Origin of the sequence: Polymorphum gilvum SL003B-26A1, from assembly GCF_000192745.1 — a bacterium.
Classification (GTDB): Bacteria; Pseudomonadota; Alphaproteobacteria; order Rhizobiales; family Stappiaceae; genus Polymorphum; species Polymorphum gilvum.
In genome coordinates this window covers 4,452,178-4,478,571 of the sequence record NC_015259.1, presented here as the reverse complement: position 1 = coordinate 4,478,571, position 26,394 = coordinate 4,452,178, and the positions used below count along the sequence as shown (strand labels likewise).

The window sequence follows — 26,394 nt, the reverse complement described above, 5'->3', positions numbered from 1 at the left end:
GGGTGATGGCACCCCGGTCCGGATGCCTTGAAAGGGTCCGGGTCTCAAGGTCGCTTGACAGAGGACTTTGACGATGACGCGTATGTCTGCGTTTTCAAGCCCGTTCATGCTCGGCTTCGACGACATCGAGCGGGTGCTGGATCGGGTCTCGAAGGCCGCCAATGACGGCTATCCGCCCTATAACATCGAGCGTCTGCCCAAGTCGGACGAGCACGGCGAGGTGATCCGCATCACGCTTGCGGTGGCCGGCTTTACCCGCGACCAGCTCGATGTGTCGGTGGAGGAGCGCCAGCTCGTGATCCGAGGCCGGCAGGTCGACGACAAGAGCCGCCAGTATCTCCATCGCGGCATCGCGGCCCGTCAGTTCCAGCGTGCCTTCGTGCTGGCCGAGGGAATCGAGATCCTCGGCGCGGACCTGAAGGACGGCCTTCTGTCGATCGATCTCGTCCGACCCCAGCCCGAGCGCATCGTGCGCAAGATCGAGATCACGGCGCGCGATTGAGTCCCGCCCGGCCTTCCGGCCCCTCAGGATTGGAGAACCAAGCATGACGCGTGAATGTGATCCGCGCGGCGACCAGTCGCGCACCATGACGCCCGAAATCCTGGCGCAGCTCGGCACCGGCACGGTGGCCTATGTGCGCGAGATCCGCTCGGAGGACCTGTCTCGCCTGTTTCCGGGCGCGCCCAGGGTCGCAGGCGGCATGAAGCTGTGGGCGCTGCTCAACGCAGACGGCACACCGATCGTGGTCGCCGACAGCCGCGAGGCGGCGCTCGCCAACGCTTTCGAGAACGAGCTGCACACCGTCAGCGTCCACTGACGCGGGCGCCGTGGTGATGTCTTCCGACGCCGGCCTTCGGGCCGGCGTCGTCGTTTGCGGGCTCAGCGCCCCGGTTCAGCGCTCTGGTTCAGCGCTCTGGTGAGGCCGGAACGCCGGTGAGGCCGCTTCTGGCGCCGACGGCCGGTCCGGCGCGCGTCGTCTTGGTTCCCGCCGGCAGCAGGTCGCGCGCCGAGGCCGGCCGCTTCCACGGGCTGCTCTTGAACCAGGCGACCGTGTAGGCGACCGCGATCAGGCCGGCAAAGCCGCCGAGGTTGGACAGGATCTGCGGCCAGACCTCGCCGCGGCCCCAGACCATGTCGCGCAGGATGGCGACGGTTTGCGCCAGCACTAGGCTCGCCAGGAAGACCGCCAGCGACTGCTGGCCGACCTTCTGGACGACGCGCACGAAGCCGTCCCACAGCCGGCCGTGGCCGACTAGCCGGCGACCGCGCTCGCCCGCTGCCGCCCAGGCGAGGTAGGCGAGGGCCAGGAAATGGACGTAGCGCAGGAGGCCGAACTCGGTCTTGATCCACAGCGGCTCGATGGCTGTGCGCAGCGCCATCAGGGCCGGCGAGCCGTCGAGGATGCGGAAATAGGCAAAGGGTACGCTTGCGACCACGACGGCGACGGCGAGGGCGACCAGCCGCCGGTCGACCGGCGGAGCCGGGATCCAGCCGCGCATGAAGGCGAAGCCGGTGAAGAACACCAGTTGCCAGGCGAAGGGGTTGAAGAACCACGGCCGGTCCGACCACGGCTCGGCCGGCAGCGACAGGTGGCCGAGGCTGGCGAGCAGCCACAGGCCGCCGCACAGGGCGAACACCGCGCCGCGGCCCGCCTTGGCGGCCAGCATCACCGCCGGCAGCAGGGCGAGGATGACGATGTACATCGGCAGGATGTCGAAGTAGTTGGGCACCCAGGTCAGGGTGAACAGCCCTGGCAGCGCCTCGCCGGTTCGCTCGAACAGGAGCCGCATGTTGAGGCTGGCGACATAGTCCTCCGTGAGCCCGCAGCAGCGCTGCAGGTAACCGCTCTCCTGCAGTGCGACCAGCCCGGCGACCAGCAGCAGGATCTGCCCGATATGCGCCCAGTAGACCTGCCACATGCGGTGGGCGACGCGCGCGACGCCCATGCCCCAGCCGCGCTCGTCGAACACCTTGCCGAAGGCCAGCGCCGAGGCCATGCCCGAACAGAAGACGAAGATCTCGGTCGCGTCGGAAAAGCCGAAGCGGGCCGGAATCCACAGCGTCAGCCAGTTCCACGGCACATGCGCGATGAAGATGATGAACATCCCGAGGCCGCGGAAGAAGTCGAGGCGCGGATCGCGCTGGCGGAGGGCTGGGGCAGAAACGGTCACGCTTGCTTCGTCCTCGCTGGGGGCGGTGCGCGGAGGGTCTCGATAGTCCCGCGGGCCGGTGCGGTCAACCCGGGCCGGCACGCAGGCGCTCGTCCTGCATCACCAGCGCGGCGCGGCGCATGCGCGCGCAGATCTCGAGGCGGCATTCGGCGAAGCCGTCGAGGCCGCCGCGCCGGCGCGTGCGGTCGGCGAGCAGGTCTTCCGCCTCATGGGCAAGGCCGGCGCGCAGCGCCGCCTCGACGGTCAGCCGTTCGAACACGTCGCGTTGGGCATGCGAGCCGCCGATCGCCGGCAACGCCTCGCGCACCGACAGCAGGCCGAAATAGGCTGAGGCGTAGTTGCCCTTTCGGTACTGTTCAAGCGCCAGCGCCGTCGGCAGGCCCGCCCGCGCCGCCGCCCGGGCCATGTCGCCCTCGGTCTCCGCCGCCCGGCGCGCCAGGCCGGCGATCAGCCGTTCGGCGCCGGGCCGCCGGCCGCCGGCCTGCAGCGCCATCAGGTAGTGCAGGTCGGCGAACACGCTGCAGCCGTCTTCCGCGCGCCGGTCCGACAGCTGCGCCAGATCCTCCCAGCGCGTGCCGGCGTCGACGCCGGCGAGCTCAAGCCGGACCAGCAGCGACACCGCGTTGGCGATGTCGCGGAAGTCGTCGGTGCGCTCGCGCCGGATTTCCATGTCGTAAAGCTCAAGCGCCTTGCCCGTGTCGCCGCGGTCGAGATGCAGCAGCGCCAGGTGCCACCAGACGTGATAGCCGAAATTGTTGCAGTGGGCCCAGCCGTGCGGGTGCGCCTCCAGCCAGCGGATGCCGTCCTCGGCACGCCCGGTCATGTCGTGGACATGGGCGACCGCATGCAGGCCCCAGGCGTCGTCGGGCGCAAGGCCGAGACCGCGCCGTCCGGCGCGTTCCGCGCGGTCGTGGTCCCCGGTCTCCTCCAGCGCGAAGGCATGGCAGCCGAGCACGTAGCCGAAGGCCGGATGGCCCTCCCGATAGGCCGGCAGCACCGCCTCGATCGAGGCGCGCATGCCGCGCGCGTCGCCGATCAGAAAGCGGATCGCATGCACGAGCTTGAGCAGGAAAGCGTCCGTCGGCGCCTCGGCCAGCGCCCGGTCGAGCCGGTCGGCGGCTGCCGACGGCCAGCCGTCGAGCCAGTCGCGCAGCGCCGCCGTCACGGCCACCTCGCGTCGGGTCACGGGCCGGGCCTGCTGCGCGCGCTCGGCACTGCGAAGTGCCTCGCGCGCCGGGGCGACCAGTTCGCGCCGCGCAAGCAGCAGCAGGAACAGGCCGCGTGCGGCATGGCCGAGAGCGAAGTCGGGCGCACGCGCGAGCGCATCTGCGAGATGGACCGGCGTCGTCCGGCCATGGGCGAGGAACGCGGTCACCGCCGCGTTCCAGGACGCCAGGGCCTCCCGGTCCGCGAGCGTGACGTCGTATCCGAACTGGTCGCTCAGGCGCATCGTCGGTCCTTCGGTTCGCCGGTGGTCGGCCGGCTGTTGCAGGCGGCATGACCCGGCTGCCGCCGGGCATGCGGGAGCGCGCCCCCCAAGCCTTGGCATCGTGCCAAAGGTCGGAAACCGGCCGATGACGCGCAACACACAATGCGGTGTCCGCGTCGGTTTTCCGCCGGGCCGGTTTTCGCGCAAACGCTTTCCACACGCGGTCGGTTCCATGGAAGCGCTTTGCTTGCTCGCGCCTTGGCCAGGCCCTAAATCCTGATCGCATGGAAGCTGTATCGACCTCATCCTCGCAGAAGATCGTTTTCGCCGCGGCGCTGTCCGGTCTTGCCCTCGTCACCTATGGCGCCTGGGCAGTGGCCGGGCCGAAGATGGCTGGCGCCGCGCTGATCGGCGGCCTGGCCGGCCTGTCGCTCTATCACGCTAGCTTCGGCTTCACAGCCGCCTGGCGCCACATCGTCACCGAGCGGCGCGGCACCGGGCTGCGTGCCCAGTTCGTGCTCATCCTGCTGACCGCCGCCGTCTCCTTCCCGCTGATCGCCTGGGGCGCGGAGATCGGCTGGCCGACCGGCGCCTTCGTGTTCCCCTTCGGCGTTGCTGGCGTCGTCGGCGCCTTCATGTTCGGCCTCGGCATGCAACTGGGCGGCGGCTGCGGCTCCGGAACGCTGTTCACCGCCGGCGGCGGCTCGACGCGCATGGTCGTCACGCTCGTCGCCTTCATCCTCGGCTCGGTCGTCGCCACCGCTCACCTGCATCTGTGGAACCGGCTGCCGGCCCTGCCCGCCTATTCGCTGGTCCAGGACCTCGGCCCTCACTGGGCGTTTCTGGTCACCGCCGCCGTCCTCGGCCTGCTCGCCCTGGCCACGGTGGTGATCGAGAAGCGCGCTCATGGCCGTCTGGTGCCGGCACGGCGCACCGAATCCCTGCTGGCCGGCCCCTGGTCGCCGATGGCTGGCGCGCTGATGCTCGCCGTCGTCGGCATCCTCACCTTCCTGGTCGTCGGCCGGCCCTGGGGCATTACCTCCGCCTTCGCCCTGTGGGGCGCCAAGGCCTTCCACGCGATCGGCGTCCCGGTCACCGACTGGCCCTACTGGTCCGGCCAGGTCGCCGCCATCGAGGGCAGCGTGCTGCGAGATGCCACCTCGGTGATGGACTTCGGCATCATCTTCGGCGCCATGGCAGCTGCCGCGCTTGCCGGCAAGTTCGCACCGCTGTGGTCGCTGTCGCGCCGCGACGTGCTCACCGCCATCGTCGGCGGCCTGCTGATGGGCTACGGCGCGCGCCTCGCCTTCGGCTGCAACATCGGCGCCTACCTGGGCGGCATCGTCTCCGGATCGATGCACGGCTGGCTGTGGGCCCTGTTCGCCTTCGCCGGCAGCCTGACCGGCACGCGCCTGCGCCTCAAGCTCGGAATGGGCTGAGCGGGCGTCCACGCCCTTCTCCGTTCAGACGGCCGGTCCGCCTCCGCCGAATTGCCGATTGCGTCGCGGCCGGCATCGGCTAAGCTGGATTTGTCTGCAACAACCGAAAGGAGGTGAGCCCATGTCGAGTGAGACCCCGAGAGCGGCCCTGGCGTCTGGGCGGGAAATCGTGGTGCTGGAGCAGCCTCTGGCAGCAGGAATTTTCGCCGGGATCTGATCCGGACCCGAGGTCGCATCGATCTCACGGGAGGGCCGCGCATGCGGCCCTCTTTGTTTTTGGTCGCCGGCCGAGGCTGTCAGATCAAGCCGTCGTAGGCGCGGCGCGGGATGCGGCAGGCGAGCAGGGTGAAGCTGTCGCGCGCAAGCGCGGCCTCGGCCTCGCGGGCGAGCGTGTCGCGATCCTCGATCCACACGCCGTGGCCGCCGAAGCCGCGGGCCAGCGCGGGGAAGTCGGTCTCGCCGAAATCGACGCCGACGTTGGGTCGTTGGGTCGACCGCTGCTTCAGTTCGATCAGCGCCAGGCTGGAGTCGACCAGGACGCAGACGATGACGGGGAGCTTCAGATCGCGCAGGGTGGCGAGTTCGCCGAGGCCCATTTCCAGCCCCGCGTCGCCGACGAACACCACCACCGGCGCCTGCGATTGTGCCAGCCGGTGCCCCATGGCGAGCGGCAGCGCGCAGGCCATGGTGCACAGCGCCGAGGATTGCAGCATCCCGCGCGGGGCAGCGCAGCGCCAGATCTGGCTGGCGAGGATGCGGTGCGCGCCGCTGTCGGCGGTGGCCACGGTCGCCTCGGGCAGCGCCGCGCGCAGCGTGTGGATCACCGTCGCGGGGCCCCAGCCAGAGGGCTCGGCGGAGAAAGCCTCCTGCAGCGCGGCACGCGCTACGCCCGGCGCGCCGTCGGGCCAAGCATTCGCCGGCCCGCGCGCCTCCGACAGCAGGGCGAGCGACGCGGCGACCCCGCCGGCGAGTGTGTGGCGGACGGCGTGCATGCCGTGCGTGCGCAGCACCGGCGTCACCTCGACCACCGGCGCGTCGGCCGGCCACGGGTTTCTCCAGTTGATCCGCATCTCGATCGGATCGTAGCCGACAAGCAGGATGCAGTCGCTCTGCCGGATCAGCGGCAGCAGGATAGCGTCTGCCTTGGGCGACAGGCCGGCGCCGCCGAGCGCCAGCGGGTCGGCCTCGTCCATCAGCCCCTTGCCCTTGTAGGTGGTGACCAGCGGCACGCCATGGCGCCGGCAGAAGGCGGAAATGGCGGCACCCGCGTCCTCGTTGACCGCGTCGACGCCGGCGATCGCGATCGGCCGCCTTGCGCCGGCGAACAGGGCGCGCGCCGCGGCAAGTTCGCGCCCGCAGGGTTGCGTTTGCGGGATCGGGGCAACGGTCGGTGCCGGACGGATCGGCTCGGCGGCCTCGCTTTCCGCGACGCCGATCGGCACGTCGACATGCACCGGTCCCGGCTGGCCGGACTGCGCCAGCGCGATCGCCTTGTCCATCATGGCTGCGAGCGCGCCCGGCGCGGCGCGGAAGCTCGCCTTGACGATGGGCCGCAGCAACTGTTGGTGATCGAACACCTGATGCGTGTAGGTCTCCGCTTCCGCAGCGTCGACGCACCCGGTTAGGAAGATCAGCGGTACCCGGTCCTGGAAGGCATTGGCGACGACGTTGACGGCATTCGCGACGCCGGGGCCGAGGGTGGCCAGCAGCACGCCGGGCGCGCCTGTGGCATGCCATGTCCCCTCGGCCATGAAGCCGCCGGCGTTCTCGTGCTTGACCAGCGCGAAGGCAAGGCCCGCCCGGTCGAGCGCGTCCATCAGCGCCAGCACCTCGCCGCCGGGAATGCCGAAGGCGTGCCGACAGCCGGCAGCGTGGAGTTTCTTGGCGATCAGATCGGCGCCGGTGGTCATGGCTGTCTTTCGAGATGCCCCTGATTGCGATGCTGGCTTGCAGATGAGGGCCGCGGCGCCGGCCGGTCAAGCCGGGTCGGCGCAAGGGCCATGGTGCGCCCGGTCACGCTTTCGTCAGGAGCGCTAGGTCCATTCGCCCGTGGTCGGGATGTTCAGCACGCGACCGCAGTGCTTGCAATGGACCGCGTCCGGGTCGTGGCGGTTGAGGCCACAGTCGGGGCAGGCGTATTTCACCTTGGCCGGTCGGAAGATGGTCTGAATCAGGCGCAGGAACAGCGCGACGCCGATGATCATGATTCCGACCGCGAGCAGTCGGCCCGCGCTGTCGGTCATGGTAATGTCTCCGAATCCGGTCGTCGTCAGCGTGGTGACCGTGAAATAGAGCGCGTCGAGATAGGTGTTGATCTCGTCGTTCTGGTGCACCTCGACCACATAGACGAGGGCCGTGACGACGAACAGGAATACGACGAGATTGATCGACGACTGGATGATGTCCTCGTTGCGCCTGAACCAGTGCGAGCCTTCGCGCAGTTCCTTCAGCAGGTGATAGGACCGCATCAACCGCAGCATGCGCACCACCCGCAGGAAGCCGAGATTGTCGACGAAGGCCGGAGCGAGCAAGGAAAAGATGACGACCATGTCGGCGAACGAGGTGAAGCTCAGCACGTAGCGGCTCGCCCGGTTGGCCGCGAGCATTCGCGCGACGTAGTCGGTCGCCAGCACAGCCGCGATGGCGTAGTCGACTTCGTGATGTGCCCGTTCGGGATCGAGCATCGATGCTACGACGAAATAGCTGATGGTGATCAGGTCGAAGACGAGCAGCATGTAGCGCCACGCCGTCGCCCTGGACGAGGCGCCGTAGTAGAGCTCGCGGACGGTGGCGCGCAGAGAATCGAGCCTGCTTGTCATGACGAGATCAAGATCGGGTTTTTGAGCGCGGCGCAAGCCGAATGATGCAACCGGCGCTTTCGCGTGGTTCGGCGGAACCGTGCCTGAACTGCGGCGTTGAGCCTCGGCACGTCGAAGTGCCTGGCGGTCCCGCCCGAACAGTTTTCAAGAGGAGTCGAAGATGACTATCAAGACGCTGGACGACCTGTTCCTTCACACCCTCAAGGACGTCTATTTCGCCGAGAACCACATCACCAAGGCCCTGCCGAAGATGATCAGGAAGGCCGGCGACGACAAGCTGCGCAAGCTGTTCGAGGATCACCTCGAGGAGACCAAGGGCCAGATCGAGCGCCTGGAGAAGGTGTTCAAGAGCCTCGACGAGAAGCCTGCCGGCGAAGAATGCCCGGCGATCGAGGGCATCACCGAGGAAGCCGAGGAACTGATGGGCGAGATCAAGGACGCCGAAACCCTCGACGCGGCCATGATCGCCGCCGCCCAGGCGGTCGAGCACTACGAGATCACGCGCTACGGCACGCTGGTGACCTGGGCCAAGCAACTCGGCCACGACGAGGCGGCCAAGCTGCTCGGCGAAACCCTCGACCAGGAATACTCGGCGGACAAGAAGCTGTCCAAGCTGGCCGAAAGCAGCCTGAACAAGAAGGCCGCCTGATTCGGAAGGCGATCGGGCGGTCGCCGAAGGCGGCAGTCCGCTCCCCGGCGGGGCTGTTTGGCGTCGCGCAGGCGGTGAGGAAGGGCGGGGTGTCGGCTGCGGTCGCTCCCGCCGTTCCTGTATCTACGCCGCGCCGTGCGTAGGGGCCGCGGCGGCGGGAAAACTCGCAAAATGCCGCAACGACATGTCTGCAGGTGCATATTGTCACCGCAATTGCATGGCTCTAAGCGTGAGGAAAGCAACCGGAAATTTCAGATGCACCGCCTCCTCCCGCCGCTCGTGTTCGTCTTCGTCTCCGCGATCGGCCTCGGCATGACGTGGACGGTTTACCGATCCTCAGCCACCGACGAGAACGCGCGGTTCAAGGAAACCGCCAACGAGGTCGTCGACCGGATCACCGGCCGGATCGGCCAGCACGTGTCGATGCTGCAGGCGACCCATTCGCTCCTGGCCGCGGTCGACGGCAAGGTCGACCATGACCATTTCCGGACCTTCGTCGCTGGCCTGGATCTCGCCGGCACCTACAGCGGCGTCCAGGGCCTCGGCTATGCCGAACTGATTCCAACCGGCGAGGAAGAGCGCTCGGAACGGAACTTGAAGGCCTATTACGGTCTCGACCGCAAGGTCTGGCCGGAAACCACGGTCGAGTGGCGCACGCCGATCGTCCTGATCGAGCCGGCCAACCCGCGCAACGAGGCGGCGCTGGGCTTCGACATGTTCGGCGAGGAACGCCGGCGTGCGGCGATGCGCCAGGCGATCGAGACCGGCGAGGCGACGGCCTCCGCACCCGTGCAACTGGTCCAGGAGATCACCGAAGACAAGCAGGCCGGCTTCCTCGTCTACCTGCCGTTCCATGCCGACGGCAAGCCCGACAGGACAGGAAACGGGACCTTCCGGCTGCCCGACGGCTTCGTCTACGCGCCATTCCGGGCCGGCGACTTCCACCAGGCAGCGCTGTCGAAGCAGCCGGTGCTGCCGGTCGTTCTGGAGACCTTCGACGTGACCGATGGCAACCCGGTGCTGCTGTTCCGCTCCGGGGCATTCGACGCCCTCGCCGCGCCGCGCGGCATGGCGGTCGACCTGACTGCGGACATCATGGGCCGAACCTGGCAGTTCCGCATCCACTCTACCCTGGGCTGGAGCGACCAGAGCGACTTCATGGCCGTCTACGGCCTCGGCGCCATTTCCCTCGTGCTCGCCTTTTCGCTCGCCGCGCTGGCCCATTCCCAGTACCGCGGCTTTGCCGCGATCCGGGCCCTGGCCGAGGCCAATGCCCGCAGCCTGCAGGAAAAGGAACTGATGCTTCAGGAGATGAAGCATCGCATGAAGAACGCGCTCGCCCGTGTGCTCGCCATCGCGCGCCAGACCGCGGCGAATTCGGAATCGCTCGATCACTTCACCAGTTCCTTCTCTGCGCGGGTCATGGCCATGTCCAACGCCCAGGACATGCTGACCCGCTCGCGCTGGCAGAAGGCCGATCTCGACAGCCTGCTGCGCATGGAGCTGGTGCAGGTGCTCGGCGAGGATCTGATCGACAAGGCGCTCTACGGTCCGCCGGTGGAGGTTAACGAACGCGCCACCCAGGCGCTCGGCCTGGTCTTCCACGAACTGGCCACCAACGCGCTCAAGTACGGCGGCGTCTCGGACGAGGGCGGTGCGCTCGAGGTGCGCTGGGCCTGGGAGACGGCGGGCCGCGACCGCTTCCTCTCGATCGTCTGGACCGAGACGCGTCCGCAGGCCAGCGAACAACCGCTGCCGCCGGCCGAGGAGCGCAAGGGCTTCGGCACGCGCCTGATCAGGGTCAATGTCGAGGGCGAGTTGCGCGGCACGGTCGAGCGCGAGGTCAGCGCGGCCAGCACGGTGATCCGCATCCGGCTGCCGCTCAGGTCGCTGGCCTAGGCCCGGACCAGAGCCGGCGGCAGTTTCCCAGGGACAACCGGCCATGAGGCGTCGCAATGGAATACCGTCGCGTCCACAAACGGGTTAGTCTGCTTGAGGGCGGCCTTCGCGGCGGTCCTGCCGCATCGTTTCGGAGGTCCCGGTCGTGGTCGCACGCCTGTTGCTGCTGCTTTTCGCCCCGCTTGTGTCCCTGTGCCTATTCTTCGTCCCGCCGGCAGCCGCAGCCCGCTGCGGCGATGGGCCAGCCGGCTTTCCCGTCTGGCTGGAGGCGTTCAAGCGCGAAGCGCCCGGCCACGGCCTGAAGGGCCACACGGTGGAGGCCGCGCTCGCCGGCGTTACCTACGATCCCCAGGTGGTCAGGCTCGACCGGTCGCAGAAGTCGTTCAAGCTCAGCTTCGAGCAGTTCTACGCCCGCCGCGTCGACAACGCGATGATCGCCCGCGGCCAGCGGCTGGCCCGCGACTATGCCGGCCTGCTCGGGCGGATCGAGAAGACCTACGGCGTACCGCCGGCCGTGCTGATCGCGATTTGGGGCCTGGAGACCGGCTACGGCGCCAATTCCGGCAAGATGTCCGTGCTGCGCTCGCTGGCCACGCTCGCTTACGACTGCCGGCGCTCGGCCTTTTTCACCAACGAACTGGTCGCCGCGCTCAAGATCGTCCAGCGCGGCGACATGGCTCCGGCCGAGATGCGTGGCGCCTGGGCCGGCGAGATCGGCCAGACCCAGTTCCTCGCCTCGTCCTACCTGAACTACGCCGTCGACGGCGACCGCGACGGCCGCCGCGACCTGATCCGCTCCGTGCCCGACGTGCTCGCCTCCACCGCCAACTACCTCAAGGCCAAGGGCTGGCGCGCCGGCCAGCCGTGGGGACCGGGCACCGCCAACCACGCCGTGCTTAAGGAATGGAACCGCGCCGAGGTCTACGTGAAGACCATCGCGGTGATGGCCGAGAAGATCGGCCGCTGATCCCGCCGTTACTCCGCGTCGGGCTGATTCGCCGGCGCGGCGTCGACGAAGGCCGGGATCTGCATGCAGGCCGCGTGGATGCGCCGGATGGTCGGATAGGGTGCCATGTCGACGGCAAAGCGCGCGTTGTTGGCGACCTGCGCGACCAGGCAGATGTCGGCTAGGCCGACCGTGTCGCCATGGCAGAAGGTGCCGGTCTCGGAACTGTCGGCAAGCAGCCGTTCCATCGGCGCGAAGGTCTCCGCCACCCAGGTACGGAACCAGTCGGCGACCGCGGCGTCGTCGGCGCCGAAGCGGTCCTTGAGCGCGTTGAGGATCCTCAGGTTGTTCACCGGATGGATGTCGCAGGCGATCATCTGCGCCAGCATGCGCACCCGCGCGCGCGCCTTCGGATCGGCCGGCAGCAGCGGCGGCTCGGGCACCGTCTCGTCCAGGAACTCGATGATCGCCAGCGACTGGGTGATCACGGTACCGTCGCGCCACAGCAGCGCCGGCACCAGGCCCTGCGGATTGACGGCGAGATAGTCCGCCTCGCGGTGCTTGCCGAAGCGTAGGTGATGGGTCACCTGACGGTAGGCCAGCCCCTTCAGCGCCAGCGCGATGCGCGCCCGGTAGGAGGTCGAGCTGCGGAAGTAGCTGTGCAGGACGATGTCGGACATGGCGGTTGCCTCGCGCCTGTGGGGACGGTGCCGGGCGGCGCTGCCACGGCCGGCAAGTGATTGCAGATGCAACCATTGCCGGTCAAGGGCGGGCGGGGGCTTCGGGACCTTGGCCGCGGCGCGGCGGCGACGGACGCGTCTATTGGCTGCCGTCGAACCAGGTCTTCCACAGCGGCACGGCGCGGGCAAAGGTGCCGCGGTGCGAGGTGTCGCCAGTGGAAATCGCCTCGACGAGCGGATTGCCGTTGCCGATCGCCTGCTGATAGGTCATCGCCATGCGGCCGATGCCGGTCGTGATCGCCTCGTCCGTTTCGCCGTAGTAGTTGCGCACCGGCGTGCGGATGACCCACCGGTACGCCTGTGTCTCGGCAATCAGCCGGCCGTAGGCGGAGGCGGCGAAGAACCGGGCGTCGAAATATTCGGGCTTCAGCAGCGTCTTCAGGTCGGTCGGGACGTCCGCGGGGTTCAGCGGCTCACGGGCATAGGCCTTGCGCGACACCTCGTAATACGCGTCGGCGATCAGCGAGCGGGCGAGGCCCGGAATGCCGTAGTAGTTCTCGAAAGAGAACGACGACAGGATGAACAGGCTGTTGACCCAATCGGCGTCGATTTTGCGCGGGAAGTTGAGGAAGCCGTTCAGCGCCGCGAACACGTCGAGCGGCGCGCTCGCGGTGGCTGCCCCCTTCACGGCGACGCCGGCCTGTTCCAGCTTTTCCAGCATGGCCATGGTGACGAAACCGCCTTGCGACCAGCCGGCCAGATGGAGCCCGGTGTCCTCCAGGTTCATGTGCGCGAGTACGGCCCGGCTCGCCGTCAGCATGTCGTATGTCGCCTGCTGGTGGCTCGCCTTGACCATGTAGCCCTCCGGCTCCGCCGACTGGCCGAGGCCGAAGTAGTCCGCTCCGATCAGCAGGTAGCCCTGACCGGCGAACTGGGCGAGCATCAGTTGCGTTTCCGGCGACTGGTCGGCAAAGGACGGCACCTCCTCCTTCCCGTACACTGTGCCGTGCTGGTAGGATATCAGCGGGAAGCGCGTTGCGTCCGTGTCCGGGACGGCGAGCAGCCCGGTTGCCACCGTCGGCTTGTTGCCCCGCTCCGGGATCGTTGAGGAATAGGTAATGCGATAGAGCCGGACCGCGTTCGCCGCCGGCGTGTAGGTCTCGGTGATGCCGGCGAACTTCGGCGTGTCGACGGTCAGGATCTGGTTCAGCTTGTCGACGTCCCAACGGGCGAGAAACTGGTAGCTGACGCCCGAAGTCACCTGCGCCGGCTGGCTGTCCTCCGCCGTGGCCTGCATGCCGCCTCCACCGGCGAACAGCGCCCCTGCCGTCGCTACGGTCACCACCGCCGCGGCGTTCCGGCCCACAGCCAAAATTGCTTTGAAAATCATCTGTGTCTCCGAAACAGGTCCCGCCCCGCTGTCGCAGCCCCTTGACGCGGCACCGATCGTCCCAGCCTGCGCGCCTTCTTCTATCCGGTTCGATCTAAGAATCCGTTTAAGCGCCCGTTGCGGGTGCAGGCGCACGTCTTCCGGCCGGCAGGCCATGTGTCTTGGGGGCATCCCCCGAGACGCCCGCTGCGCGGGCTTCTCGGGATAAGGGCGGGGTCGTAAGGGCGTCTGAGGATGGCGGCGGATGGGCAGGGCGCGGCTGCCGCGCTTCAGCCCGCGAAATACAGCCCGACGAAGCCGGCGACGCCGACGAAGATGCGCCAGTAGGCGAAGGGGGCGAAGCCGTGGCGGGAGACGAAGTCGAGCAGGCCCTTGACCACGAACACGCCGGCGACGAAGGAGGTGACGAAGCCGATGGAGATGATCATGGCGTCGTCGGCCGACAGCACGTCACGGTTCTTGTAGAGGTCGTAGGCGAAGGCGCCGGCCATGGTCGGCATGGCCAGGAAGAAGGAGAATTCCGCCGCCGAGCGCTTGTCGGTGCCCATCAGCAGCGCGCCGGCGATGGTCGCGCCCGAGCGCGACACGCCGGGGATCATCGCCACCGTCTGGCACAGGCCGATGGCCAGGCACAGACCGAGCGGATAGTCCATGGCGTTGGTGTAGCGCGGCTTCAGCGGCAGGCGGTCGATGTAGAGCAGCACCACGCCGCCGATCAGCAGGGTCGAGCAGATCAGTTCCGGCGATTCGAACAGCACGGTCTTGATGAACCCGTGGGCGAACACGCCGATGACGGCCGCCGGCAGGAAGGCGACGACGATGCCGGCGACGAAGCGGCGCGAGCGCGCGTCGGAGGGCAGCGCCAGCGCGATCGACCACAGCCGGCCGAAATAGACCGTCAGGATGGCCAGGATGGCGCCGAGCTGGATCAGCACCTCGAAGGTCTTGCCCGTGCTCTCGAAGCCCAGAAAATGCCCCAACAACAGGATATGGCCGGTGGACGAGACGGGAATGAACTCCGTCAGCCCCTCGACGATGCCGAGGATGAAGGCGCTGACGATCGTGTCGTTGGTCATGGTGCGAAGGGCTCCGGAAAAAAGAGGTCTGCGCGCAGGATTGAATGTTCGCCGCGTCCTGGTCTAAGCGGGACGCGGGCGGAGGGAAAAAACCGGAAACAGGATGCTAACCATATTCCCCTAGGGTGGCGTCCGCGACCGGGAGCAACCCGGCGCCGAAGGTGCAGTCACTGAATGCTCACGCTCTATCATCATCCATTCTCTCCGTCTTCCCGTTTCGTGCGTCTCATCCTCGCCGAGTATGGCGCCGGCTTCGAAATGAGGCACGTCAACCCCTGGGAGCGGCAGCGCGACTTCCTGCTGCTCAATCCCGCTGGCACCTTGCCCGTTCTGGTGGAAAACGACGGCCCGCCGATCTGCGGACCGGGGCCGATCATGGAATATCTCGACGAGACGCGCGGCTATGCCGTCGGCGACCGTCGGCTGATGCCCGACCACCCCGAACGGCGCGCCGAGGCCCGCCGGCTGGTCGACTGGGCACTGCGCAAGTTCGACGACGAGGTCGTCGGCCATTTCGTCCGCGAGCGCATCTACAAGCAGGACATGCCGCGCTCGGTCGGCGGCGGCGAACCGGATTCGGCGGTGCTGCGCGTCGCGCGCGCCAATATCCACCACCACATGCGCTATTTCGGCTATCTTGCCGCCTCGCGCAAATGGCTCGCCGGCGACCGGCTCAGCTTCGCCGACTTCGCGCTCGCCGCCGAGCTGTCCTGCGCCGACTACCTGGGCGAGGTGCCATGGGCGGAGGAGGAGAACGTCAAGACCTGGTACGCGCGGGTCAAGTCGCGCCCGAGCTTCCGCCCGCTGCTGGGCGAGAAGATGCTCGGCATGCCGCCGGCCCTGTGCTACGCGGATCTCGACTTCTGAACCCGGAGGGCGCCCGGACTGCACCGGCGAAGCTGATGGCGGCGCTGCGCGCCCGTGCCGCCGCGCTCGGCTTCGATGCCCTCGGCGTCGCGCCGTCCGACGCGATTCCGCAGGCGCCGGCGCGCCTGCGCCGCTTCCTGGCCGACGGCCATCACGCCACCATGGCCTGGATGGCCGAGACGGAAGCGCGCCGCGCCGACCCGCGCGTGCTGTGGCCGCAGGTGCGATCTGTCATCATGCTCGCGATGACCTACGGCCCCGACACCGATCCGCTCGCCCATCTCGCGGATCCGTCCTCCGCCGGCATCTCTGTCTATGCCCGCAACCGTGACTACCACGACATCGTCAAGGGCAGGCTGAAGGAACTCGCCAGCCTGCTCGTTGCGCGCGCCGGCGGCGACGTGAAGGTCTTCGTCGACACCGCCCCGGTGATGGAAAAGCCGCTGGCCGAAGCCGCGGGTCTCGGCTGGCAGGGCCGGCACACCAACCTGGTCTCGCGCCGGCTCGGCTCCTGGTTCTTCCTCGGGTCGATCTTCACCACCCTCGACCTGCCGGCCGACGGACCGGAGGCCGATCATTGCGGCTCCTGCCGCGCCTGTCTCGACGCCTGTCCGACCGATGCCTTCCCCGCGCCCTATCGGCTCGATGCCCGCCGGTGCATTTCCTATCTGACCATCGAGCACGACGGTCCGATTCCGGTCGAGTTTCGCAAGGCGATGGCCAACCGCATCTACGGCTGCGACGATTGCCTCGCCGCCTGCCCGTGGAACAAGTTCGCCCAGGCGGCCCGCGAGGCGAAGCTCGTCGCCCGTTCCGATCTGGTGGCGCCGCGCCTGGCCGACCTGATCGAGCTCGACGACGCCGCCTTTCGGCAGAAATTCGCCGGCTCGCCGATCAAGCGCATCGGCCGCGACCGGTTCGTCAGGAATGTCCTTGTCGCGGCCGGCAACAGCGGCGACGTCGGACTGATTCCGGCGATTCGTAGGAGACTCTCCGCAGACTCGTCGCAGGTGCGCGGCGCGGCCGTCTGGGCGCTCGCGCAGCTGGCGCCCAAGGCCTTGTTCGAACAGGAGAAATCGACGCATCTGGCGGCCGAGGACGACCCCGCCGTACGCGCCGAGTGGCTCGCCGGGGCCGCTCAGCCCCACTGCCAGTAGTCGCTGCCTTCCTTGCCGTAGAAGCGGGCGAGGACCATCTTGTGGACTTCCGACGCCCCGTCGACCAGCTTCGCCGCCCGGGCATAGCGGTAGATCCATTCGAGGATTGTGTCGGTCGAGTAACCCCTGGCGCCGTTGAGCTGAATCGCCGTGTCGACGGCCTTGAACAGGGTGTCGGCAACGTGGATTTTCGCCGACGACACCTCCTTGCGCGCGCGGTCGCCCTGGTCGAGTTTCCAGGCCGCATGCATGACCAGCAGCCGGCCGATCTGGATCGCGTGGGCGACCTCGCCGAGGGTCAGTTGCACCGACTCCCGCTCCGCCAGCCGGATCCCGAATCCCGTCCGGGTGGAGACATAGTCCTGGGCGATCTCCATGCAGCGCTTCGACAGGCCGAGCCAACGCATGCAATGGGTTAGCCGAGCCGGGCCGAGCCGGATCTGGGTCAGCCGCAGGCCGTCGCCGATCTCCATCAACCGGTCGGAGTCGTCGATTTCCAGCCCGTCGAACTCCAGTTCGCACACCCCGCCATGCTCGTCCGGTCCCATGTTGCCGATCCGCCGCACGATGCGCCAGCCGGGCTGGTCGCGGTGGAACAGGAAGGCGGTCAATTGCCGGCGCTTCTCCTCCGGGTTCGGGTCGGTGCGCGCGATCAGGATGAAATGGCTGGCGACGGCCGCGCCGGAGATGAACCACTTGCGTCCGTGGACCTTCCAGCGGTTGCCGTGCCTTTCCGCTCTCGTCGCGATCATGGACGGATCGGATCCGCCGCCCGGATGCGGCTCGGTCATGACGAAGGAAGAATTGACCGCTCCGTCGACGATCGGCTGCAACCAGCGCGCCTTCTGCTCTTCGCTCGCCGCCATCTCCAGACAGCGCATGTTGCCGTCGTCAGGCGCCGCGCAGTTGAAGCAGACCGGCCCGAAGATCGAGCGGTTGGCCTCCTCGTAGAAGATCGCCTGCTCTGCCATCGGCAGGCCGAGGCCGCCGCGGGCCTGCGGCATCTGCGGCGCCCACAGGCCGGCCGCCCTGGCCTTCGCCCGGATCTGGTTGCGCAGGTCCATGCGGATGTTCTCGAATTCGTTGTAGCTGGTCGTATCGCTTTCCAGCGGCAGGATCTCGTCGGCGACGAAGGCCCGAACTCTTTCCCTCAGCTCTGCGATCCGCGGCGAAACCGTGAAGTCCATGGCGTCTCTCCTCCCGATTACAGCGGCGCGACCAGATGGCCGCCGTCGACCGGCACGATCGCCCCGGTCATGAAGCGCGATGCGTCGGTCGCCAGCAGCAGGAATGGGCCGTCGAGATCCTCCAGCCGGCCGATCCGCCGCATCGGCACGCGCTCGATCGTCCTGCGGCCGGCTTCCGTCTCGAAGAAGCCCTCGTTGATCTCGGTCTGGAAGTAGCCTGGCGCCAGCGCATTGACGCGGATGTTGTGGCGGGCGAATTCCAGCGCCAGCGCCTTGGTCATCTGCACGACGCCGGCCTTGGACACTGCATAGGAAGCGACCCCAGCGGCCACCCCGAGGCCGAGCACGGAGGCGATGTTGATGATCACGCCCGGCGTGCCGGTTTCCCGCCAGTGGCGTCCGCAGGAGATCGCCATCAGCCAGACACCCCGCAGGTTGACGTCCATCACCGCGTCGAACTCCTCCGCGGTCTGGTTCATCGCCAGACCCTCGCGGGCGATCCCGGCGTTGTTGACCAGGATGTCGAGGCCCCCGAGCCCGTCGACCGCCTGGGCTCGTGCCGCGTGGATCGCCGCGGCATCGCTGACGTCGAGCGCGATCGGCACCGCCGTCGGCGCGCCGAGTCCGCGCAATTCCTCCGCCAGGATTTTCAGCCGGTCGAGGCGACGGGCCGCTATCGCCACATGGGCACCGCAGCATGCGCACAGGCGGGCGAAATGGGCGCCGAGCCCGCTCGATGCCCCGGTGATCAGGACGCGCTTGTCCTTGAGGTCTCGCCCCAGATCCATGGTTCCTCCCAGTCTTTCCGGTCTTGTCGTCTCGCCGGACCGGTTCGGCGGCGCCGATCAGCCGGTCAGGTGCGCGAAGGCCGCGACGACCTGTTCGTAGACCTGGCGCTTGAACGGAATGATCAGGTCCGGCAGCTTCCTGGCCTCCTCCCAGCGCCAGTCGCTGAATTCCTGCTGGTGTCCCTCCGGCGGTTGTAGGATGTTGATTTCGTCCTCGCTACCCTCGAAGCGGAAGGCGAACCACTTCTGTGCCTGGCCGCGATAGCGCCCCTGGCGCGTGGTGCCGATGAGCGCCGGCGGATAGTCGTAGACGAACCAGTCGGGCGCCTCCTCGATCAGGCTGACCGACCGGACCGAGGTTTCCTCGTAGAGCTCGCGATAGGCGGCCGCCAGCGGATCCTCGCCTGCATCGATTCCGCCCTGCGGCATCTGCCAGGCGTGGGTCGGATCGACCTTGCGCGGCGAATCCTCGCGTCTGCCGATCCACACGCGCCCCGCCGCATTCAGCAGCATGATTCCCACGCAGGGCCGGTAGGGCAGGCCGTCGACGTCTGTGGGGAAGCGGGGGTCGAGGACGGGAATGTGCACGGCAGGCTCGGCGGCTGGCAGGGACCGGACACCGGCGGCGGGTGCGGTCCGAAGAGACTGCTTCTTCTTTACGGGAGAAACGGGGCAGAGGGAAACCCCTTCCGCTGCCGCCGAACGTCGCGGTCTAGCCCTGCGGTCGATCGACGGTGGCGCTGATCGGCACCAGCATCAGGCCGCGCTGCTCTAGGTCGCGCGACCAGTCTGCGAGCTGCCTGACGGTGACCGGCAGCGCGGAGCCGGCGGCAACTGCGATGCCGCGTGCGCGCGCCAGCGCCTCCAACTGCAGCAGCCGGGCGTTGATCTCGTCCGGCTTCGGCACGGCGTCGAGCACCACGTCGACCTTGCTGAACGGCGTCTGGGCGGCCGAGGCGACCGGCTGGGCGACGCTGCGCGACGAACTGCCGTCGTCGACATACATCAGTCCACGCCGGGTAACCTCCTCGAGAAGATACTGCATGGAGGCTTCCGTCGAACTGAACCGGGCGCCCATGAAGTTGACTACGCCGACATAGTTCGTGGTGCGGCTGAGAAGCCAGGTGAGCCGGTCCATGAATTCCGCGCCGCGCAGGCTGACCAGCAGCGTGTGCGGCCCTGGGTCGTTGTCGGGAAAGTCGAACGGCTCGAGCGGCAGCTGCAGGAGCAGTTCGTGGCCAGCTTGACGGGCCTCCTGCATCCACCCTTCGATCTCGTTGCCGTAGGGCGCCAGCGCCAGGGTGACGTCCGCCGGCAGGCTGTCGAGGGCGTTGCGCGAGCCGGCTTCCGACAGGCCGATACCGCCGATCACGATTGCGATCTTGGGCGTCGAGCCGAGTTCCGCGGTCACGCGCTTGGCGTAGACGTCGAGCGGCCGCAGGCCGTTGTCGCCGATCTTGGGCAGTAGGCCGTAGTCCGTCCGCTCGGTCACGCGCGAATCGGGCGTCGTCGACAAGGCCACGCCGGGGCCTTCGCCCGACCCGGCCTCGCCCTGCGCCTCGGCGCCCTCGAACCGCGGTCCGAGGGCGCCCTGCCTGGCGGATCGCGAGGCATCCGGCCCGAGCGGGCCATCGGCGAATTCGGGTTTGAGTTCGACGACCGCGATATCGCGCGACGACAGGCCTTCGACGGTCTTCTCGAGCGGGATCACCGCAATAGGTTCGCCGCCGAACGGGTCGTCCACGACGCCGATCCAGACCAGCGCCGTGGTAATCATGACCGTGAACAGGCCGGCGCCGATCAAGCCGAACGGAAGGCGGAAGAATTTCCGCTTTCCCATCCCCAGGGGGGCAGTCAGGTCATCCGCCGCCATCTTGCGCGTTGCCACTCCTCAGGAGGACCGCTCCGCTGCGGGAGGGGCCTTGCAGGGCATCGGGAGCCGGGTCGACGCGCGACGGATTGACCCGGCGGGCCCTATGCTGAAGGGTCAGTTCGGTACACTCGCACGCTCGCCCGCGATCGGCGGGAAGGCGCTGTTCACCTGGATGCCGCGCAGCAGGTCGAGCGCCAGAGCCAACTGCTTGTCGTCCTTCGGATCGGCGGGAACATAGGCCTGACTGCCGGAACTTTCCTTCTCGGCTTCATCCTTGCCTTCGGCTTCGAGATGGCCGCGCAGTCCGGCCTCGCCCTTGGTCTCGCCGCGTCCCTGCATGTCTTCCGGCAGTTCCTGCAGCACCTCGATATCGGGGATGATGCCCTTGGCCTGGATCGACGCGCCGGACGGCGTGTAGTAGCGCGCGGTGGTCAGGCGGATGGCGCCGTTAGCCCCGAGCGGGATGATGGTCTGCACCGACCCCTTGCCGAACGAGCGGGTGCCCAGGACGGTCGCGCGGCGATGGTCCTGCAGCGCTCCGGCGACGATCTCGGAGGCCGACGCCGATCCGCCGTTGACCAGAACGATGACCGGCTTCCCGCTGGTCAGGTCGCCGGCGCGGGCGTTGTAGCGCTGGGTTTCGTCGGCGTTGCGCCCGCGGGTCGAGACGATCTCGCCGCGGTCGAGGAAGGCGTCTGACACGGCGATCGCCTGGTCGAGCAGCCCGCCCGGATTGTTGCGCAGGTCGATGATGTAGCCCTTCAGCTCGGACTTACCGATCTTGCCGCTGAGTTCCTCGACTGCCTTCTGAATACCGTCGAAGGTCTGCTCGTTGAACTGGGTGACACGGATGTAGCCGACGTCACCCTCCTCACGCCAGCGCACCGAGCGGATGCGGATTACGTCGCGGGTGATCTTGATCTCCAGCGGCTCGGCGCGGCCTTCGCGCCGCACGGTGATGGCGATGTCGGTGTTGACCGGGCCGCGCATCTTCTCGACCGCCTCGTTGAGGCTCAGGCCTTGCACCTGCTCGCCGTCGATATGGGTGATCAGGTCGCCGGCCAGCACGCCGGCCTTGTGCGCGGGCGTGTCGTCGATCGGGGAGACGACCTTGACCAGTCCGTCCTCCATCGTGACCTCGATGCCGAGGCCGCCGAACTCGCCGCGCGTCTGCACCTGCATGTCGCGGAAGGTCTTCGGCGACATATAGCTCGAATGCGGGTCGAGCGAGGTCAGCATGCCGTTGATCGCGGATTCGATCAGTTGCGCGTCGTCGGGAACCTCGACGTAGTCGGAGCGGACCCGCTCGAACACGTCGCCGAACAGGTTGAGCTGGCGATAGGTGTCGGAGGCTGCGGCGTTGGCGGCGCCGCTGACCCGCAGGGGCAGCTGAGACAGGGTGGACACAGCGACGGCCCCGACCAGGACACCGGCGAACAGCAGAGAAGCTTTCCGAATCATCCGCGAACCTTTTCTTCCTCGGTGCGGGCCCACCACGGGGTGGGGTCGATCGCACTTCCGTCTTTTCTGAATTCAACATACAGGACGGGCTGGGTCGAGCCCAAGCCAAACGTCGACGCACTTGCCCAATGCGTTGAGCCCATCACTCCGACAGGTTCCCCCGCGAGCACGAATTGCCCCAGTTCCACATCGATCCTGTCCATGCCAGCCAGCAACACATGATATCCGTCGCCGGCGTTCAGGATCAAGAGTTGCCCGAACGAGCGGAACGGCCCGGAATAGACCACCCAGCCGTCGTTCGGTGCGGTGATGCGCGCGCCCGGGCGCGTCGCGATCGACTGGCCTTCGGTCCGTCCGCCGAAATCGTCCTCCTGGCCGAAATCCTTCAGCAGCACGCCCGAAACCGGTTTCGGCAGCTGGCCTCTGGCCTCGATGAAGGCGACCGCCGGGGTGAGTCGTCCGGGATCGACGAACGGGTTCGACACCGGCGGCCGCCCGCCCTGCCGGCTTTCGGCGCTGCGTGCGGCCGCCCTTGCGGCCACTCTGGCGCTCTCGATCTCGGCTTCCATCTGCGCGATCAATTCTTTGAGAGACCCGGCCTTGTCTGCAAGCTCCTCTGCGCGTTGCCGCTCAGCGGCCAGTTTCTCGGCGCTCGTGTCGCGCTGCCGGCGCTTGGCTGACATCAGCAGCTCGAGTCGGGACTGTTCCTCGGCAAGCCGCATCGCGTCTCCGCGCAGCCGGTTCTTTTCGCCTGCGATCGTCGTCTTGAGCCTGGTCAGCTCCTCTAGGTCGGCCGCCAGCGCTTCCGCCTCGATGCGGATCTCCGGCATCACCGCATTGAGCAGAATCGCACTGCGCACGGCCGCCAGCGCGTCGCTCGGCCGCACAGCCAGCGCCGGCGGCGGCCGTCGTCCGATCCGTTGCAGTGCTGCCAGCACCTCCGCGAGCACGCCCCTGCGTTCCTGCAGGGACGCGCGCACTGCATCCTCGTTCTCGCCGAGGCGCGCCAACCGGCGTTCCGTGTTGGCGAGATCGCCCTCCAGGGCCTTAACCTTCTGCGCCGTCCTGAGGATCGTCGCCGTCAGCGCCTGACTGTCCCGGTCGATGGCCTCGATCTCGCGCGCGATTTCGCTCTGCTGCCCGGCCGACAGCTCGATGTCGCGGCTCAGCGCGGCCAGTTCCGCCTCGCGTTGCTGCTTGCGTTGGAGCGATTCGGTGATCGCCTCGTCGGCGGCCGTAGCCTTGTCCGGGTCCTCTACCGCCTGCGCAGGAACCGACGCGACCGCCAGCACCGCGGTCAGTAGGCCGGCGCGCAACATTTTGTCCCGGAACGGTCTCACCCGGCGTGCAGCCACTCTGTCGATCCTGATGCCACGGTTGTCGCGCAGCATGCCGGTCGCGTGTTAACGAAACGTTTACCTTCCCGTCTGCGGGACGCGAAAGCCAAGGAAGCCTAGGTGGCGAATGCGGCGATATGCGGGCGCTCCCGCGCGCGTCTGCGATCATGCCCGGTGGTAGGGGTGGCCCGCCTGGATGGTCAGCGCCCGGTACACCTGTTCGGCCAGCAGGATGCGCACGATCTGGTGCGGCCAGGTCATCGCGCCGAAGGCGAGGCTGACATCGGCCCGCTCGATCATCGCAGCGCCGTGCCCGTCCGCGCCGCCGATGGCGAAGGCGATATCGGAGACGCCGTCGTCCATCCAGGCCTGCAGCAGAGCGCTGAAGCCGGCGCTGGTCATCGCCTTGCCGGCCTCGTCGAGCACCACCAACCGCGCCCGGCCGGGCAGGGCGGCGAGCAGGGCCGCGGCTTCCTCGCCCTTGCGGTCCTCGGCGCGTGCGGCGCGGCTTTCGGCGAGTTCGATCACCTCGACGGCGGACACGCCCAATCCGCGTCCGACCTTGCGCGCCCGGTCGAGATAGCGGTCGAAAAGATCCTTGTCGCTGCCGGCCTTCATGCGACCAATGGCTGCAAAGACGAAGCGCATGATGTCATGCCCGGACTCTGTGTCCGGGCTCCGTTGGTCGGGACAGGATCGGCCGTCTGCCGTCAGCCGATGTACTGGGTCGTTTCGCTCGCGTCGGCGGCCCACATCTTCTCGAGGTTGTAGAACGCCCTGACTTCCGGCCGGAAGATGTGCACGATGACGTCGCCCGCGTCGATGAGCACCCAGTCACAATGGGTCTGGCCCTCGATCCGGGCGTTGCCGAAGCCGGCCTCCTTGAGATCGCGCAGGAGGTGATCGGCGATCGCGCCGACATGCCGGTGAGAACGGCCCGAAGCGATCACCATGTAATCGGCGAGCGGACTCTTTCCGGCGATTTTCAGGGAAACGACGTCCTCGGCCTTCGATTCGTCCAGGCTCGCGAGGACCGTGTCGATCAGGTCGCCCTGCAGGACTGCGCCTACGGAGGACTGAAGAGGGGCGGACGTAGCCATCCCCTCGCTTTCAAAGGTCATGGTCAGGTGTGTTGCCTTTCGCCATTGGTTCTCCAGGGTGTGCGGCTCGATTGCCCGCAGATCCCGTGGCGCCGGCAGTGTTTCAGACCTAGTCTGCCGCGCGCCCCTTAAGATAAGCTCTGCAGTCTGACGATTTCAAGACGCTTACCGCCCTCCCGTCACCCCGGTGTGTCCTGCTGGCGCAGGCGAGTCGACGAGGTCGGGTCCAGCGGCGCGTGCAGGAATACCCAGGCAGGCGGTTTGCAGATGGGGAGCAGCCCGGCGTCTTCCTCCGCCAACCGGTCGGCGTGGAACGCCTGCGCCATGGGCGAGGACAGCGTCGCGAAGCCGGAGCCTGGCCGGTTGACGATGGCAACCGGGACCCGGGCCACGATCGAGCGCCAGTCCTGCCAGCGGTGGAAGCTCGCGAGGTTGTCCGCGCCCATCACCCAGACGAAGCGCAACGCCGGATGGCGGTTCTGCAGCATCTCGATCGTGCGTGCCGTGTAGGGGGTGCCGAGCAAGCATTCGTGCGCGGTCACCTTCATGCGCGGATGGTCCGCCAGCGCCGAGGTGCGGTGGATGCGCATCTCCAGCGGCGCCAGCGCGGATGGATCCTTGAGCGGGTTGCCGGGTGTCACCAGCCACCAGACCTGGTCGAGGCCGAGCCGCTTGAGCGCAGTCTCGGCCACCAGGCGATGTCCGGAGTGCGGTGGGTTGAACGAGCCGCCGAACAGGCCGATCCGGTTGCCCGGCTCAGCATGTGGCAGCTTCATCCAGTCAGCAATCGGACCCCCTGCGGGCGGGACAAGGCTCATGGACGGGTCTGGCCCGTGCCCCGGACGCGATATTTGAAGCTGGTCAGTTGCTCCACGCCGACCGGTCCGCGCGCATGCATGCGGCCGGTGGCGATGCCGATTTCCGAGCCCATGCCGAATTCGCCGCCGTCGGCGAACTGGGTCGAGGCGTTGTGCAGCACGATGGCCGAGTCCACCTTGCGCAGGAAGGTCTCCGCCGCGACTGCATCCTCGGTCAGGATGCAGTCCGTATGGTGCGAGCCGTAGGTCTCGATGTGCTCGATCGCAGCGTCCAGGCCGTCGACCACCCTCACCGACAGGATCCTGTCCAGATACTCGGTCGTCCAGTCCTCGCCGGTCGCCGGCACGACGCTCGTGCACAGGCGCTGGGTCTCGGCGTCGCCTCGGATCTCGCAGCCTCCGGCCTGAAGCGCCTCGACGACCGGCCTGAGGTGCGTTTCCGCCACCGCCCTGTCGACCAGCAGCGTCTCCAGCGCGCCGCAGATGCCGGTCCGCCGCAGCTTGGAATTGACGATCACTTCGATCGCCCTGTCGAGGTCGGCGGCCCTGTCGAGGTAAATGTGGACGAGGCCCTCCAGATGCGCGAACACCGGCACGCGGGCGTCCGCCTGCACCCGGGCGACCAGGCTCTTGCCGCCGCGCGGCACGATGACGTCGAGATTGCCGTCGAGCCCGCGCAGCATCTCCCCGACAGCGGTGCGATCGGCGGTCGGTACGATCTGGATCGCGTCCTCGGGCAGGCCGGCCGCGGCAAGACCCTTCTGCAGCGCCGCGTGGATCGCACGGTTGGAGTGGATGGTATCCGACCCGCCGCGCAGGATCACAGCGTTGCCGGCCTTCACGCAAAGCGCGCCCGCATCGGAGGTGACGTTCGGCCGGCTTTCGTAGATCACGCCGATGACGCCGAGCGGCGTGCGCACGCGCTCGATCTTCAGCCCGTTCGGCCGTTCCCACGCGGCGATCACGCTGCCGACCGGATCGGGCAGGGTGGCGATGTCCTCCAGAGTCCTGGCGATCGCCTCGATCCGCTCCGCCGTCAACGTGCCGCGGTCCAGGAAGGCGACCGTCTGTCCGGCAGCGGTCATCGCCTCGACGTCGCGGGCATTAGCGGCCAGGATCTCAGGCGCCGCGGTCCGCACGGCGCCCGCCATGGCGGTCAAGGCCCGGTTCTTGGCCTCGGTCGAGGCAGTCGACAGGATCCGCGCCGCCGCGCGGGCGCGCCGGCCGATGTCGGCCATGAGCGTTTCGATGTCAGTCGTCTGCGCCGTGTCCAGCATGGCCTTGTCCCGTTTCTCAATTCCGGCCCT

Annotated in this window: 25 protein-coding genes; 8 read left to right on the top strand and 17 right to left on the bottom strand. The window is 68.0% G+C overall.

Going from position 1 to position 26,394, the window contains the following annotated elements; genetic code table 11:
- Nucleotides 1–73 precede the first annotated feature (73 nt).
- Both SL003B_RS21055 and SL003B_RS21050 read left to right on the top strand, forming a co-directional pair.
- Nucleotides 74–502 carry an Hsp20 family protein gene (locus SL003B_RS21055; RefSeq protein ID WP_041375684.1) on the top strand — a complete coding sequence of 143 codons (429 nt, stop codon included), beginning with the start codon at nt 74–76 and terminating at the stop codon, nt 500–502.
- A 43-nt stretch (nt 503–545) separates the two neighbouring features.
- Nucleotides 546–818: a BQ00720 family protein gene (locus tag SL003B_RS21050; protein WP_013654888.1), complete on the top strand. Its 273-nt coding sequence runs from the start codon at nt 546–548 to the stop codon at nt 816–818.
- An 88-nt stretch (nt 819–906) separates the two neighbouring features.
- On the opposite strand, the gene SL003B_RS21045 is transcribed toward SL003B_RS21050, so the two are convergent.
- On the bottom strand, nt 907–2,172 hold the full coding sequence (locus SL003B_RS21045; protein ID WP_013654887.1) for an OpgC family protein: 1,266 nt from the start codon (nt 2,170–2,172) through the stop codon (nt 907–909).
- A 64-nt stretch (nt 2,173–2,236) separates the two neighbouring features.
- On the bottom strand, nt 2,237–3,622 hold the full coding sequence (locus SL003B_RS21040) for a tetratricopeptide repeat protein (RefSeq protein WP_013654886.1): 1,386 nt from the start codon (nt 3,620–3,622) through the stop codon (nt 2,237–2,239).
- A gap of 263 nt (nt 3,623–3,885) precedes the next feature.
- Here SL003B_RS21040 and SL003B_RS21035 point away from each other — a divergent pair, with 263 nt between their 5' ends.
- Complete coding sequence (locus SL003B_RS21035) at nt 3,886–5,040, top strand: YeeE/YedE family protein (protein ID WP_013654885.1); 1,155 nt, start codon at nt 3,886–3,888, stop codon at nt 5,038–5,040.
- Between the two features lie 296 nt (nt 5,041–5,336).
- Here the strand turns inward: SL003B_RS21035 and SL003B_RS21030 are convergent, their stop codons facing one another.
- Both SL003B_RS21030 and SL003B_RS21025 read right to left on the bottom strand, forming a co-directional pair.
- Nucleotides 5,337–6,950 (bottom strand): thiamine pyrophosphate-binding protein, encoded by a 1,614-nt coding sequence (locus SL003B_RS21030; RefSeq protein WP_013654884.1) that lies wholly within the window; start codon nt 6,948–6,950, stop codon nt 5,337–5,339.
- Nucleotides 6,951–7,073: 123 nt separating this feature from the next.
- Nucleotides 7,074–7,859 carry a potassium channel family protein gene (locus tag SL003B_RS21025; protein WP_013654883.1) on the bottom strand — a complete coding sequence of 262 codons (786 nt, stop codon included), beginning with the start codon at nt 7,857–7,859 and terminating at the stop codon, nt 7,074–7,076.
- Nucleotides 7,860–8,019: 160 nt separating this feature from the next.
- Here SL003B_RS21025 and SL003B_RS21020 point away from each other — a divergent pair, with 160 nt between their 5' ends.
- From SL003B_RS21020 to SL003B_RS21010, 3 genes are all read left to right on the top strand, one after another.
- Nucleotides 8,020–8,508 carry a YciE/YciF ferroxidase family protein gene (locus SL003B_RS21020; protein ID WP_013654882.1) on the top strand — a complete coding sequence of 163 codons (489 nt, stop codon included), beginning with the start codon at nt 8,020–8,022 and terminating at the stop codon, nt 8,506–8,508.
- A gap of 255 nt (nt 8,509–8,763) precedes the next feature.
- Nucleotides 8,764–10,407, top strand: coding sequence for a CHASE domain-containing protein (locus SL003B_RS21015; protein ID WP_013654881.1), 1,644 nt, complete (start codon nt 8,764–8,766; stop codon nt 10,405–10,407).
- Nucleotides 10,408–10,552: 145 nt separating this feature from the next.
- Nucleotides 10,553–11,374, top strand: a complete 822-nt coding sequence (locus tag SL003B_RS21010; protein WP_013654880.1) for a lytic murein transglycosylase — start codon at nt 10,553–10,555, stop codon at nt 11,372–11,374.
- Nucleotides 11,375–11,382: 8 nt separating this feature from the next.
- On the opposite strand, the gene maiA is transcribed toward SL003B_RS21010, so the two are convergent.
- The 3 genes from maiA to SL003B_RS20995 all read right to left on the bottom strand — a co-directional run bounded on the left by maiA (nt 11,383) and on the right by SL003B_RS20995 (nt 14,499).
- The gene (gene maiA, locus SL003B_RS21005; protein ID WP_013654879.1) at nt 11,383–12,033 is read right to left on the bottom strand and encodes a maleylacetoacetate isomerase; all 651 of its coding nucleotides are present in this window, start codon (nt 12,031–12,033) and stop codon (nt 11,383–11,385) included.
- A 139-nt stretch (nt 12,034–12,172) separates the two neighbouring features.
- Nucleotides 12,173–13,423 carry an alpha/beta hydrolase family protein gene (locus SL003B_RS21000; RefSeq protein WP_013654878.1) on the bottom strand — a complete coding sequence of 417 codons (1,251 nt, stop codon included), beginning with the start codon at nt 13,421–13,423 and terminating at the stop codon, nt 12,173–12,175.
- A gap of 269 nt (nt 13,424–13,692) precedes the next feature.
- Complete coding sequence (locus SL003B_RS20995) at nt 13,693–14,499, bottom strand: undecaprenyl-diphosphate phosphatase (RefSeq protein ID WP_013654877.1); 807 nt, start codon at nt 14,497–14,499, stop codon at nt 13,693–13,695.
- Nucleotides 14,500–14,673: 174 nt separating this feature from the next.
- Here SL003B_RS20995 and SL003B_RS20990 point away from each other — a divergent pair, with 174 nt between their 5' ends.
- Nucleotides 14,674–15,366, top strand: coding sequence for a glutathione S-transferase family protein (locus tag SL003B_RS20990; RefSeq protein WP_013654876.1), 693 nt, complete (start codon nt 14,674–14,676; stop codon nt 15,364–15,366).
- A gap of 35 nt (nt 15,367–15,401) precedes the next feature.
- Nucleotides 15,402–16,523 carry a tRNA epoxyqueuosine(34) reductase QueG gene (queG, locus tag SL003B_RS20985; protein ID WP_013654875.1) on the top strand — a complete coding sequence of 374 codons (1,122 nt, stop codon included), beginning with the start codon at nt 15,402–15,404 and terminating at the stop codon, nt 16,521–16,523.
- Here queG and SL003B_RS20980 read toward each other — a convergent pair.
- From SL003B_RS20980 to SL003B_RS20935, 10 genes are all read right to left on the bottom strand, one after another.
- The gene (locus SL003B_RS20980; protein ID WP_013654874.1) at nt 16,505–17,710 is read right to left on the bottom strand and encodes an acyl-CoA dehydrogenase family protein; all 1,206 of its coding nucleotides are present in this window, start codon (nt 17,708–17,710) and stop codon (nt 16,505–16,507) included. The two genes, queG and SL003B_RS20980, sit on opposite strands and share 19 nt — an antisense overlap.
- 17 nt (nt 17,711–17,727) lie before the next feature.
- Nucleotides 17,728–18,498: an SDR family NAD(P)-dependent oxidoreductase gene (locus tag SL003B_RS20975; protein ID WP_013654873.1), complete on the bottom strand. Its 771-nt coding sequence runs from the start codon at nt 18,496–18,498 to the stop codon at nt 17,728–17,730.
- A 57-nt stretch (nt 18,499–18,555) separates the two neighbouring features.
- Nucleotides 18,556–19,086, bottom strand: a complete 531-nt coding sequence (locus SL003B_RS20970) for an RNA pyrophosphohydrolase (RefSeq protein ID WP_013654872.1) — start codon at nt 19,084–19,086, stop codon at nt 18,556–18,558.
- 124 nt (nt 19,087–19,210) lie between these two features.
- Complete coding sequence (locus tag SL003B_RS20965; RefSeq protein ID WP_148259358.1) at nt 19,211–20,371, bottom strand: divergent polysaccharide deacetylase family protein; 1,161 nt, start codon at nt 20,369–20,371, stop codon at nt 19,211–19,213.
- 114 nt (nt 20,372–20,485) lie between these two features.
- Nucleotides 20,486–21,832, bottom strand: a complete 1,347-nt coding sequence (locus tag SL003B_RS20960; protein WP_013654870.1) for a S41 family peptidase — start codon at nt 21,830–21,832, stop codon at nt 20,486–20,488.
- Nucleotides 21,829–23,223 (bottom strand): murein hydrolase activator EnvC family protein, encoded by a 1,395-nt coding sequence (locus tag SL003B_RS20955; RefSeq protein ID WP_242390294.1) that lies wholly within the window; start codon nt 23,221–23,223, stop codon nt 21,829–21,831. The genes SL003B_RS20960 and SL003B_RS20955 overlap by 4 nt, the downstream gene beginning before the upstream one ends.
- Nucleotides 23,224–23,334: 111 nt before the next feature.
- On the bottom strand, nt 23,335–23,817 hold the full coding sequence (gene rlmH / locus SL003B_RS20950) for a 23S rRNA (pseudouridine(1915)-N(3))-methyltransferase RlmH (protein ID WP_013654868.1): 483 nt from the start codon (nt 23,815–23,817) through the stop codon (nt 23,335–23,337).
- A gap of 62 nt (nt 23,818–23,879) precedes the next feature.
- Complete coding sequence (rsfS, locus tag SL003B_RS20945; RefSeq protein ID WP_013654867.1) at nt 23,880–24,269, bottom strand: ribosome silencing factor; 390 nt, start codon at nt 24,267–24,269, stop codon at nt 23,880–23,882.
- Nucleotides 24,270–24,448: 179 nt separating this feature from the next.
- Complete coding sequence (locus tag SL003B_RS20940; protein ID WP_013654866.1) at nt 24,449–25,045, bottom strand: nicotinate-nucleotide adenylyltransferase; 597 nt, start codon at nt 25,043–25,045, stop codon at nt 24,449–24,451.
- Nucleotides 25,046–25,083: 38 nt separating this feature from the next.
- Nucleotides 25,084–26,364, bottom strand: coding sequence for a glutamate-5-semialdehyde dehydrogenase (locus SL003B_RS20935; RefSeq protein ID WP_013654865.1), 1,281 nt, complete (start codon nt 26,362–26,364; stop codon nt 25,084–25,086).
- Nucleotides 26,365–26,394 lie beyond the last annotated feature (30 nt).

Bases quoted from the DNA above. Each gene is read 5' to 3' on its own strand.
- SL003B_RS21055 (WP_041375684.1), top strand. From the start codon at position 74: ATGACGCGTATGTCTGCGTTTTCAAGCCCGTTCATGCTCGGCTTCGAC.
- SL003B_RS21050 (WP_013654888.1), top strand. From the start codon at position 546: ATGACGCGTGAATGTGATCCGCGCGGCGACCAGTCGCGCACCATGACG.
- SL003B_RS21040 (WP_013654886.1), bottom strand. From the start codon at position 3,622: ATGCGCCTGAGCGACCAGTTCGGATACGACGTCACGCTCGCGGACCGG.
- SL003B_RS21035 (WP_013654885.1), top strand. From the start codon at position 3,886: ATGGAAGCTGTATCGACCTCATCCTCGCAGAAGATCGTTTTCGCCGCG.
- SL003B_RS21030 (WP_013654884.1), bottom strand. From the start codon at position 6,950: ATGACCACCGGCGCCGATCTGATCGCCAAGAAACTCCACGCTGCCGGC.
- SL003B_RS21025 (WP_013654883.1), bottom strand. From the start codon at position 7,859: ATGACAAGCAGGCTCGATTCTCTGCGCGCCACCGTCCGCGAGCTCTAC.
- SL003B_RS21020 (WP_013654882.1), top strand. From the start codon at position 8,020: ATGACTATCAAGACGCTGGACGACCTGTTCCTTCACACCCTCAAGGAC.
- SL003B_RS21015 (WP_013654881.1), top strand. From the start codon at position 8,764: ATGCACCGCCTCCTCCCGCCGCTCGTGTTCGTCTTCGTCTCCGCGATC.
- maiA (WP_013654879.1), bottom strand. From the start codon at position 12,033: ATGTCCGACATCGTCCTGCACAGCTACTTCCGCAGCTCGACCTCCTAC.
- SL003B_RS21000 (WP_013654878.1), bottom strand. From the start codon at position 13,423: ATGATTTTCAAAGCAATTTTGGCTGTGGGCCGGAACGCCGCGGCGGTG.
- SL003B_RS20995 (WP_013654877.1), bottom strand. From the start codon at position 14,499: ATGACCAACGACACGATCGTCAGCGCCTTCATCCTCGGCATCGTCGAG.
- SL003B_RS20990 (WP_013654876.1), top strand. From the start codon at position 14,674: ATGCTCACGCTCTATCATCATCCATTCTCTCCGTCTTCCCGTTTCGTG.
- queG (WP_013654875.1), top strand. From the start codon at position 15,402: ATGGCGGCGCTGCGCGCCCGTGCCGCCGCGCTCGGCTTCGATGCCCTC.
- SL003B_RS20980 (WP_013654874.1), bottom strand. From the start codon at position 17,710: ATGGACTTCACGGTTTCGCCGCGGATCGCAGAGCTGAGGGAAAGAGTT.
- SL003B_RS20975 (WP_013654873.1), bottom strand. From the start codon at position 18,498: ATGGATCTGGGGCGAGACCTCAAGGACAAGCGCGTCCTGATCACCGGG.
- SL003B_RS20965 (WP_148259358.1), bottom strand. From the start codon at position 20,371: ATGGCGGCGGATGACCTGACTGCCCCCCTGGGGATGGGAAAGCGGAAA.
- SL003B_RS20960 (WP_013654870.1), bottom strand. From the start codon at position 21,832: ATGATTCGGAAAGCTTCTCTGCTGTTCGCCGGTGTCCTGGTCGGGGCC.
- SL003B_RS20955 (WP_242390294.1), bottom strand. From the start codon at position 23,223: ATGCTGCGCGACAACCGTGGCATCAGGATCGACAGAGTGGCTGCACGC.
- rlmH (WP_013654868.1), bottom strand. From the start codon at position 23,817: ATGCGCTTCGTCTTTGCAGCCATTGGTCGCATGAAGGCCGGCAGCGAC.
- rsfS (WP_013654867.1), bottom strand. From the start codon at position 24,269: ATGGCTACGTCCGCCCCTCTTCAGTCCTCCGTAGGCGCAGTCCTGCAG.
- SL003B_RS20940 (WP_013654866.1), bottom strand. From the start codon at position 25,045: ATGAAGCTGCCACATGCTGAGCCGGGCAACCGGATCGGCCTGTTCGGC.
- SL003B_RS20935 (WP_013654865.1), bottom strand. From the start codon at position 26,364: ATGCTGGACACGGCGCAGACGACTGACATCGAAACGCTCATGGCCGAC.